A 10,229-nucleotide genomic window follows, 5' to 3' on the forward strand; every position below is an offset into this window, starting at 1 on the left:
CGGTGGCAGCTTCCCCGCCCGGCCGCTACCCCGTCCCCGCCACCTAGGGGAGCGAGCGGTCGAGGATCAGGGGATCGCCGGGGTCCGGACGGGCTCGGGCGCAGCTCCGGAGTTCTACGCTGAACGGCGTGACACTGCTCGCGACCGAGTCGCTGACCAAGACGTACGGAGGCCGGGTCACCGCGTTGACCGACCTCACTGTGTCGGTCGAGCCGGGGATCATCGGGCTGGTGGGCGCGAACGGCGCCGGCAAGTCCACTCTGATCAAGATCCTGCTGGGTCTGCTCCCGCCGACCAGCGGTCGGGTGCAGGTGCTCGGCCTCGACCCCACCACCGACCCGGCCGCGGTCCGCGCCCGCGTCGGCTACATGCCCGAGCACGACGCCCTCCCGCCCGACCTGTCCGCCGCCGAGCTGGTGACCCACCTGGGCCGGATCAGCGGTCTGCCGCGCACCGTCGCCCGGGAACGGGCCTCCGAGGCGCTGCGCCACGTCGGTCTGCACGAGGAACGGCACCGGGCTGTCGGTGGCTACTCCACCGGCATGAAGCAGCGGGTCAAGCTCGCCCAGGCGCTCGTACACGATCCCGACCTGTTGCTGCTCGACGAGCCGACGAACGGCCTCGACCCGGCCGGCCGGGACGCCATGCTCGCGCTGATCCACCGGATCGGCACCGAGTTCGGCATCTCGGTGATGGTCTGCTCGCACCTGCTCGGTGAGGTCGAGCGGATCTGCGACACGCTCGTCGCCATCGACGGCGGCCGGCTGCTGCGCGCCGACCGGGTGGCCGCCATGACCACCGCCACCGACGTGCTCGCCGTCGAGGTGAGCGAGGGCACCGAGGAACTGGCCGCCCGGCTCGCCGCGCTCGACCTGCCGGTGAGCCGCGACGGGCGGCTGCTGCTCGTCCCGCTCGCCGACGACGCCACCTACGACCAGATTCTCGGCGCGGTCGCCGAGCTGGACCTGCCGCTGCACCGGCTGGACCAGCGGCGGCACCGGGTGGCCGAGCTCTTCGCCACGAGGGAGCCCAGCCATGTCTGACGCGACCGGGGTCATCCACGACATCGGCTACCAGCGCTACACCGGTCCGCGGCTCGGCCGCCGGCAGGTCTTCGGCGCGCTCTACCTGCACGGGGTGCGTACCGTCTTCGGGCTGGGCCGCAGCGCCAAGGCCAAGATCTTCCCGTGGCTGGTGGTCTCCGTGGTCACCGTGGTGGCCGCCGGGGTGACCGCGGTGCGCAGCCAGATCGGCGAGGTGGTGATGACGTACGCCCAGTTCGCCGACGCGATGAGCTGGCTGGTCATCTTCTTCACCGCGGTGGCCGCGCCCGAGCTGGTCTCCCGCGACCTGCGCAGCGGCGTGCTGCCGCTGTACTTCTCCCGCCCGCTGCCGCGCGGCGACTACGCCCTGTCGAAGCTGCTGGCGCTGGTGACCGCGCTCTGGCTGCTGCTCGGCGGCCCGCAACTGGTGATGTTCCTCGGCGCCGCGTTCACCACGAACCGGGGCGTACGCGGGGTGTGGGACGAACTGCTCGACCTGCTGCCCGGCCTGCTCTACGCCGGGCTCTGGGCAGTGGTGTTCGCCTCGATCGCCCTGCTCGTCGCCTCGCTCACCGGCAAGCGCGCGTTCGCCGCCGGTGGCATCGTGGCGGTCTTCCTGATGACCACGCCGGTGGTCGGCGTGCTGTCCATCCTCCCGTCGGCCACCGTGAACGAGCTGGCCTTCCTCGTCTCCCCGCCGACGCTCGTCGGTGGCGTGGGCGCCTGGGCGCTCGGCGACGCGCTGACCCAGGGCCAGGGCGGGGGCATGCCGATCGGTGACTTCGGGCCGGTCTACGCCGCGGTCGCCGTGCTGCTGGTCGCCGTCTGCGTCAGCCTGCTGCTCCTGCGATACCGGAAGGTGGCCGCCCGATGACGGCGATCAGCACCCAGCCGGCGGCCGGCACGCCCGGCGCCACGACGAGCACGCTCGACCTGGCGGGCGTCTCCCGCTGGTACGGCAACGTGGTGGCCGTCAACGACGTCACCATGCGGCTCGGCCCCGGCGTGACCGGCCTGCTCGGCCCCAACGGCGCCGGCAAGACCACGCTGCTGCACATGATGGCCGGCTTCCTGTCCGCGTCCCGGGGCACCGTGACGCTGGACGGCGAGCCGACCTGGCGCAACCCCGCCGTCTACCGGCGGCTGGGTCTGGTCAGCGAGCGCGAGGCGGTGCACACGTTCCTCAGCGCGTACGAGTTCGTGCTCGCCAGCGCGAAGCTGCACGGGCTGCCCGACCCGGAGACGGCGACGCGGCGGGCGATCGAGCTGGTCGAGATGGAGGACGCGCAGACCCGCCGGATCGGCACCTACTCCAAGGGCATGCGGCAGCGCACCCGGGTCGCCGCCGCGCTGGTGCACGATCCGCAGGTGCTGCTGCTCGACGAGCCGTTCAACGGGATGGACCCACGCCAGCGGCTGCACATGATGGCGCTGCTGCACCGGCTCGGCGACGCGGGACGGACCATCCTGTTCAGCTCGCACATCCTGGAGGAGGTCGAGCAGGTCTCCGGCACGGTCCAGGTGATGGTCGCCGGCCGGCTGGCCGCCTCCGGCGACTACCGCACCATCCGCCGCCTGATGACCAACCGGCCGCACGTGTTCGCGGTCCGCTCCACCGACGACCGGGCGCTGGCGGTGGCGCTGATGGCCGAGGCGTCGGTATCCGGCGTCGAGCTGGGCCGTAGCGGTCTGACCGTCAAGGCCGGTGACTACGGCGCGTTCACCCGGGCCCTGCCCCGGATCGCGCTCCGGCACGGCATCCGGGTCCGGCAGCTCCTGCCGGAGGACGAGTCGCTGGAGAGCGTCTTCTCGTATCTGGTGGAGGCATGATGTCGACAGTCACCTGGATCACCGCGCGCGGCCTGTTCGGCCGGAGCCGGTTCCTCATGCTCCTGCCGCTGCCGCTGGTCCTCATCGGCCTGGCGGTGCTCTGCCGGTCGCTCGGCGTCGACCCGGGTCAGTGGGGTCCGCCGGTGCTCGTCGGCCTCGGCCTGGCGGTGGTGCTGCCGGTGGTCTCCCTGATCGTGGGCACCGGCGTGCTGGGCGCGGAGATCGACGACGGGACCATCGTGCACATCCTCACCAAGCCGCTGCCGCGCTGGCAGATCGTGCTGCCGAAGCTGGCGGTCGCGGCCGGGGTCAGCGCGGTCACCGTGGGCGTCCCGATCTACGTCGCGGGCGTGCTTGCCGATTCGGTACGCCTCGGACTCGCCCTGGTCGCCGCCTCGGCGGCGGGCGCGCTGGCGTACTCGGCGCTGTTCCTGGCGCTGAGCCTGGTGACCCGGCGGCCGGTGCTGCTCGGCCTGGTCTACGTGCTGATCTGGGAAGGGCTGCTGGGCCGGTTCGTCGGCGGTACCCGGGTGCTGTCGATCCAGCAGTGGGTGATCGCCCTGGCCGACCGGATGGCGCCGACGCCGTTGCTCGGCACCAGCGTCTCGGTGCCGGTCGCGGCCGTCCTCACCGCCCTGGTGGCGGTCGGGTTCACGGTGCTGGCGATCGACCGCCTGCGCTCGTTCAGCGTGGCCGGCGAGACGAGCTGACCTCGGACGGGGCGGCCGGCATGACGCCGGCCGCCCCGCACGGTCAGAACGCGCAGGCGATGACCAGTTCGGTGGTGCGGTCGGGCAGCAGGTCCAGTTTGGCGATCCGGCCCGCCGAGCGTAGGTCGTCGGCGACGGCGCCGAGCTGGTCGAGCACTGCCGCCGGTCCGAGCGCCTCGGCCAGCGGCACGTCCGCCTTCATCGACAGCTTCCGTTCCGACTTGGCGCGGCGCACCTGACCCAGCGCGTCCGCGGCCAGCCGCAGCAGCTCCGGGTCACCCGGCGCGGCCATCGCGCGGCTCACCTCGTACGTGGTCGGCCACGGCGAGCGGTGCACCGAGCCGTACCGCCACCACGACCAGACCTCCTCGGTGACGAACGGCAGCACCGGCGCGAACAGGCGCAACTGCACCGACAGCGCGGTCGCCAGCGCCGCCCGGGCCGAGTCCGCGGCCGGCCCGGCGCCGTAGGCGCGCTCCTTCACCAACTCGATGTAGTCGTCGCAGAACCGCCAGAAGAACGCCTCGGTGGCCATCAGGGCGGCGGTGTGGTCGTACCCGTCGAAGGCGGACGTCGCCGTCCCGACCACGCCGGACAGTTCGGCGAGCATCGCGGTGTCCAGCGGTTGGGTCACCGGGGCCCGCAGCGCGTCGGCGGCGCCCAGCCCGAGCGCGAACCGGGACGCGTTGAGCAGCTTGGTGGCCAGCCGGCGGCCCACCTTGACCTGGGCCGGGTCGTACGCCAGGTCCGTGCCCGGCTTGCCGCTGGCGGCCCAGTAGCGGACCGCGTCGGATCCGTTCTGCTCCAGCAGCGCCATCGGCGTGACCACGTTGCCCTTGGACTTGGACATCTTCTTGCGGTCCGGGTCGAGGATCCAGCCGGAGAGCACAGCGGTGTGCCAGGGCAGCGCGCCGTGTTCCAGGTGGGACCGGGTCACCGTGGCGAACAGCCAGGTCCGGATGATGTCGTGCCCCTGCGGGCGCAGGTCCATCGGGAAGACCCGGCCGAACAGGTCCGGATCGGTCTCCCAGCCGCCGACGATCTGCGGGGTCAGCGACGAGGTGGCCCAGGTGTCCAGCACGTCCGGGTCGCCGGTGAAACCACCCGGCTCGCCACGCTGCGACTCGTCGTATCCGGGCGGCGGCTCGCTCGTCGGGTCGATCGGGAGCATCGCCTCGTCCGGTGTGAGAGGGTGGGACCAGTCCGGCTCGACAGCGTCGTCGAGCCGGTACCACACTGGCACCGGCACGCCGAAGAACCGCTGTCGGCTGACCAGCCAGTCGCCGGTGAGGCCGCCCACCCAGTGCTCGTACCGGTGCCGCATGTGCTCCGGCACCCAGCGCAGCTCCCGCCCCCGGGCCAGCAACTCCTCACGCAGGCCGGCGTCCCGGCCGCCGTTGCGCAGATACCACTGCCGGGTCGACACGATCTCCAGCGGCCGGTCGCCGCGCTCGTAGAACTTCACCGGATGGGTGATCGGCCGCGGCTCGCCGACCAGGTCGCCCGCGTCGGCAAGCAGCTCCACCAGCGTCCGCCGGGCGCCGTTGACGCTCTGCCCGGCCAGCGCCGCGTAGGGCTCCGCCGGCACGCCGGCCGGCGGCTCCGGCAGCAGCCGCCCGTCCCGGCCGATCACCACCCGGGTGTCCAGCCGCAGCTCCCGCCACCAGGTCACGTCGGTCAGGTCACCGAACGTGCAGACCATCGCGATGCCCGTGCCCTTGGCCGGGTCCGCCAGCGGGTGCGCGCGCACCGGCACCTCGACCCCGAACACCGGGGTACGCACGGACGCGCCGACCAGGTCCGCGTACCGCTCGTCGTCGGGGTGGCAGACCAGCGCCACGCAGGCCGGCAGCAGCTCCGGCCGGGTGGTGTCGATCAGGACCTCGCGCCCGGCCGGGCCGGTGAACCGCAGCCGGTGGTACGCGCCGGGCCGCTCCCGGTCCTCCAGTTCCGCCTGCGCGACAGCGGTGCCGTACCCGACGTCCCAGAGCGTCGGCGCCTCGGCCTGGTACGCCTCGCCCCGGGCCAGGTTGCGCAGGAACGCGCGCTGGCTGGCCGCGCGGGCCGCCGACCCGATGGTCGTGTACGTCAGCGACCAGTCCACCGACAGCCCGAGCCGCCGCCACAGCGTCTCGAACGCCTTCTCGTCCTCGACAGTGAGCAGCTCGCACAGCTCGATGAAGTTGCGCCGGGAGATCGCCGTCGGGTTCTTCCGGGCCGCGTCGTCCACCGGCGCGCCCGGCGGGCGCCAGTCCCTGTCGTACGGCAGCGCCGGGTCGGGGCGCACGCCGTAGACGTTCTGCACCCGTCGCTCGGTGGGCAGCCCGTTGTCGTCCCAGCCCATCGGGTAGAAGACGGTCCGCCCGCGCATCCGCTGGAACCGGGCCACCGTGTCGGTGTGGGTGTACGAGAAGACGTGCCCCATGTGCAGTTCGCCCGACACGGTCGGCGGGGGAGTGTCGATCGCGTATACGTCCGAGCGCTCCTTCGTACGGTCGAACGCGTACGTGCCGTCGGACTGCCAGCGGCGAGCCCAGGTCTCCTCGAGGCCGTCCAGGCTCGGACGCTCGGGGACGCCGCCGCGGGCGCTGATCGTCGTGTCGGTCATCAGCCGATGGTAGGGATTCGGGCCGTGCCGCTCCACGGCTTTGCCGTGCTGAGCGGCGTGCGGCCCTTGACGGGTCGTGTAGGCATCGCACCGTCCACGATGCCGAAAAGGCGCCATGATCGCAGCCATCGGCGCCGGCCTGGCGATCGGCGCCGGTCTGGTACTGGTCGCCGCCGACCCGTCGGACGCCCTCGATCCGGAGCCCGGCCGGGCGGCCGCCGTGCTGGCGTCCGGCGCGGCCGCGATGACGGTGTCCGCCGTGGCTGGCCCCGGCCATGCCGCTGCTCCGCAGTGTCACCCGGGGCATGGCCGTACCGGCGCCGGATGCCTGTCAGCGCAGGGAGTCGCGCCACTGCCGGTGCAGGGCGGCGTAGCGGCCGCCGGCCGTGACGAGCCGGGCCGGCGGGCCGTCTTCCACGACCCGTCCGCCGTCGAGCACCAGCACCCGGTCAGCGGTTTCCACAGTGGACAGCCGGTGGGCGATGACGAGCGCGGTCCGGTCGCGCAACACCTGGTGCAGCGCCCGCTGCACCAGGCGTTCCGTCGGCACGTCGAGCGACGAGGTCGCCTCGTCGAGGATCAGCACCCGGGGGTCGGCCAGGAACGCCCGGGCGAACGCCACGAGCTGCCGCTGCCCCGCCGAGAGCCGCCCGCCGCGCCGGTGCACGTCGGTCGCGTACCCGTCGGGCAGCGCGGCGATGAACTCGTGCGCGCCGATCGCCCGGGCCGCCGCCACCACCGCCTCGTCGTCGGCGTCGGGGCGGCCGAACCTGACGTTGTCGGCCACGGAACCGCTGAACAGGTGGGTCTCCTGGGTCACCAGCACCACCGCCCGGCGCAGCTCGGCGTCGGCCAGGTCGCACAGATCCACCCCGTCCAGGCACACCGACCCGGCGTCCGGGTCGTGGAAGCGGGCCAGCAGCTTGGCGACTGTGGACTTCCCGGCGCCGGTCGGCCCGATCAACGCCACGGTCTGCCCGGCCGGCACGGTCAGGTCCAGGCCGGACAGGATCGGCGTCTGCCGGCGGTAGCCGAAGGAGACCGACCGAAAGGTCACCGCGCCGCGCGGCGGCCCGGCGGGCAGCGGCACCGGCCGGACCGGTTCGGGCACCGCCGGGCGTTCGTCGAGCACCCCGGCCAGCTTCTCCAGCGCCGCGGTCGCCGACTGGAGCGAGTTGTAGAACTGGCTCAGCTCCTCCATCGGCTCGAAGAAGCGGCGCAGGTAGAGCAGGAACGCGGCGAGCACGCCCACCTCCACGTCGCCGCCCAGCACCCGCCACCCGCCGTACCCGAGCACCACCGCCGCGGTCAGGTTGCCGATCAGCCGGATGCCCGGCGAGTAGATCGCGATCAGCCGGAACGCGCGCAGGCTGGAGCGCCGGTAGTCGTCGTTCACCCCGCCGAAGATGTGCTCGTTGCGCTCCTCCCGCCGGTACGCCTGCACGGCCCGGATCCCGCGCAGCGACTCGACGAAGTGCACGATGACCAGCGCCACCGCCTCCCGGGTGCGCCGGTACGCCCCGGCCGACGCGTGGGCGAACCAGCGCGACAGCACGAACAGGAACGGGAACGCGAGCAGCGTCACCGCCGCCAGCGGCAGGTCCAGCCAGAGCAGGATGCCCGCCACCGACAGCACGGAGAGCCCGGCCATCGCCAGCTTGTCGATGCCGCCGTCGACCAGCTCGGCGATCGACTCCAGGTCGCTGGTCAGCCGGGACACCATCCGGCCGGACGTGTAGCGCTCGTGGAACCCGACGTCGAGGCGGAGGAAGTGCCCGTACACCCGGCGGCGCAGGTCGAGCAGGACGGCCTGGCCGATCCGGGCGGCGAGGGTGAGGAACGCGCGCCGGGCCGCGTACTCGACAGCGGTCGCGGCCACGAACGCGGCGGCCACGGCGATCAGCGGGCCGGGACCACCGGACCGCAGCGGCCCGATGCCCCGGTCGATGCCGAGCATGACCAGGTACGGCCCGGACATCGCGGCGGCGTTCTGGGCCAGCAGCAACGCCACCGCCAGGCCGAGCGTCCGCCGGTGCGGGCGCAGCAGCCGCCGCAGCAGCAGCCGGCTGCGGGCGCGCAGCCGGGCCACCGCCTCCGGGGAGGAGTCCTCGGCCCGGCTGCGGTCGGCGTCCGGATCGCTGGCCCGCCCTCGCCAGTGGGACAGGTCGTCATCGTCGCCGTGGCGTTCGCCGGTCGCACCGTCACCGTTCGGCGCGTCGCGCGGCCGGGGCACCCGCGGCACACGGCCGGTCACGAGCGCACCAGTCCGACGCCGCCGGTCCGGCGCTCCGGCTCGGCGGACAGCACCGCCCGGTACGCGGGCACCCGGGCCAGCAGATCCGAGTGGGTGCCGACGGCGGCGATCCGGCCGTCGTCGAGCAACGCCACCCGATCCGCCAGCGCCACTGTCGAGGGGCGGTGCGCCACCAGCAGGGTGGTGGTCGCGGTCTCCCGCAGCACCCGGCGCAGGGCCGTCTCGACGAGCGCCTCGGTGTGCACGTCGAGCGCGGAGAGCGGGTCGTCGAGCACCAGCACCGCGGGCCGGCCGAGCACCGCACGCGCCAGCGCGAGCCGCTGCCGCTGCCCGCCGGACAACGACAGCCCCTGCTCACCGACCCGGGTGGCCAGCCCCCACGGCAGCCCGTACGCGAACTCCGCCTGGGCCAGCGCCAGCGCGGCCCGGACCTCGTCCTCGCTCGCGTCCGGCCGGCCCAGGGTGAGGTTCTCCCAGACCGACATGGAGAACAGCGTCGGCTCCTCGAACGCCACGGCGACCAGTCGGCGCAACGAATCCAACCGCAGGTCACGCACGTCGTTCCCGTCGAGTGTGAGCCGGCCGCCGGTCGCCTCGTGCAGCCGGGGGACGAGCGACAGCAGCGTGCTCTTGCCGCAGCCGGTGACGCCGACCAGCGCCATCGTCTCGCCCGGTTCGACGGTCAGGTCCAGGTCGCGCAGCACCGGCGCGGACGTGCCGGGATAGCGGAAGCGGACCCCCTCGAAGCGGAGCCGGCCGCGTACCTCGCTCCGGTCGAGCGGCCGGGCCTGCGGGCCGTCCACGATGGTCGGCGGCGTGTCCAGCACCTCCTGGATCCGGTCGGCGGCGGTCGCGGCCTCCTGACCGTTTGCGATGATCCAGCCCAGCGACTGTACCGGCCAGATCAGCATGAGCTGGAGGCTGACGAACGCGACCAGCTCGCCGATGGACAGGGCGCCGTCGGCGACCGCCGCGGCGCCGGCCACCAGGACGGCGCCGAGCGTCAGGTTGGGCACCAGGTCGAACAGCGCGGACGTACGGGCCAGCAGCCGGGCCTTACCGATCCCGGTGTCGTGCAGCCGGCGCGCGCCGACGGCGAACCGGGCCGCCAGTTCCGGCCCGCGCCCGTACGCCCGCATGGTGCGTAGCCCCAGCGCCGTCTCCTCGACCAGTGTGGCGACGTCGCCCTGCTGGTCCTGCATCCGGCGCGACGCCGCGTGGTAGTGGCGCGCGAAACGGCGGCTGATCAGGAACAGCGGTACGGCGCTGGCCGCGACCAGCAGTCCCAGCCACGGGTGCAGCCGGATCAGCAGCGCCACCACTGCCGCGTAGGTGACCAGGTTGAGCACCAGGAACAGCAGCCCGAAGGAGAGGAACCGCCGGATCACCGACAGGTCGCTGGTGATCCGGGACAGCAACTGACCGGACTGCCAGCGGTCGTGGAAGGAGGCCGGAAGCCGCTGCAGGTGGGCGTAGATCTCGGCGCGGATGGCGGCCTCCATGCCCACCGAGGACGACGACTGCGTCCAGCGGCGAATGAAGATCAGGACCGCCTCGGCCATGCCGAGCAGCAGCGCCAGGCCACCGAGCCGGAGCAGCCCGGCCTCGTCGTGCCGGGCCACCGGCCCGTCGACCACCCGCTGCACCACCAGCGGGACGGCCAGGCTCGCCGCGGGGGGGGGGGGGGGCGCCCCCCCCCCCCCCCGGGCCCCCCCGCGCGCGGGGGGGGGGGGGGGGGGGCGCCCCCCCCCGGGGGGGTGGGGGGGGGGGGGCGGGGGGGGGGT

Annotated in this window: 7 protein-coding genes; 4 read left to right on the top strand and 3 right to left on the bottom strand. The window is 73.7% G+C overall.

The features are described from left to right. Positions 1 to 128: 128 nt before the first annotated feature. Genes ACFYON_RS07360 through ACFYON_RS07375 form a run of 4 tightly spaced genes read left to right on the top strand, consistent with a single transcriptional unit; the run spans position 129 to position 3,583 of the window. The gene (locus ACFYON_RS07360) at positions 129 to 1,043 is read left to right on the top strand and encodes an ABC transporter ATP-binding protein (protein ID WP_387320650.1); all 915 of its coding nucleotides are present in this window, start codon (positions 129 to 131) and stop codon (positions 1,041 to 1,043) included. Then, a complete protein-coding gene (locus tag ACFYON_RS07365) occupies positions 1,036 to 1,917 on the top strand; it encodes an ABC transporter permease (protein ID WP_354870728.1) in 882 nt (293 codons plus the stop codon). Before ACFYON_RS07360 ends, ACFYON_RS07365 begins: the two co-directional genes overlap by 8 nt. Next, entirely contained in the window at positions 1,914 to 2,873 is a 960-nt protein-coding gene (locus tag ACFYON_RS07370; protein ID WP_387320652.1) for an ABC transporter ATP-binding protein, read from the top strand. The genes ACFYON_RS07365 and ACFYON_RS07370 overlap by 4 nt, the downstream gene beginning before the upstream one ends. Next, entirely contained in the window at positions 2,873 to 3,583 is a 711-nt protein-coding gene (locus tag ACFYON_RS07375; RefSeq protein ID WP_387320654.1) for an ABC transporter permease subunit, read from the top strand. The genes ACFYON_RS07370 and ACFYON_RS07375 overlap by 1 nt, the downstream gene beginning before the upstream one ends. A 43-nt stretch (positions 3,584 to 3,626) precedes the next feature. Here the strand turns inward: ACFYON_RS07375 and valS are convergent, their stop codons facing one another. From valS to ACFYON_RS07390, 3 genes are all read right to left on the bottom strand, one after another. Continuing rightward, the gene (valS, locus tag ACFYON_RS07380; protein WP_387320656.1) at positions 3,627 to 6,191 is read right to left on the bottom strand and encodes a valine--tRNA ligase; all 2,565 of its coding nucleotides are present in this window, start codon (positions 6,189 to 6,191) and stop codon (positions 3,627 to 3,629) included. Positions 6,192 to 6,522: 331 nt separating this feature from the next. Next, positions 6,523 to 8,355 (bottom strand): ABC transporter ATP-binding protein, encoded by a 1,833-nt coding sequence (locus ACFYON_RS07385; protein WP_354870804.1) that lies wholly within the window; start codon positions 8,353 to 8,355, stop codon positions 6,523 to 6,525. An 86-nt stretch (positions 8,356 to 8,441) separates the two neighbouring features. Continuing rightward, the gene (locus tag ACFYON_RS07390) at positions 8,442 to 10,109 is read right to left on the bottom strand and encodes an ABC transporter ATP-binding protein (protein ID WP_387320661.1); all 1,668 of its coding nucleotides are present in this window, start codon (positions 10,107 to 10,109) and stop codon (positions 8,442 to 8,444) included. Positions 10,110 to 10,229: the final 120 nt, after the last annotated feature.

It is taken from the genome of Micromonospora sp. NPDC005686, assembly GCF_042871665.1.
Taxonomy (GTDB): domain Bacteria; phylum Actinomycetota; class Actinomycetes; order Mycobacteriales; family Micromonosporaceae; genus Micromonospora.

Excerpts from the sequence above, each read along its gene's own strand:
- ACFYON_RS07375 (WP_387320654.1), top strand. The coding sequence starts at position 2,873 with ATGTCGACAGTCACCTGGATCACCGCGCGCGGCCTGTTCGGCCGGAGC.
- ACFYON_RS07370 (WP_387320652.1), top strand. The coding sequence starts at position 1,914 with ATGACGGCGATCAGCACCCAGCCGGCGGCCGGCACGCCCGGCGCCACG.
- ACFYON_RS07365 (WP_354870728.1), top strand. The coding sequence starts at position 1,036 with ATGTCTGACGCGACCGGGGTCATCCACGACATCGGCTACCAGCGCTAC.
- valS (WP_387320656.1), bottom strand. The coding sequence starts at position 6,191 with ATGACCGACACGACGATCAGCGCCCGCGGCGGCGTCCCCGAGCGTCCG.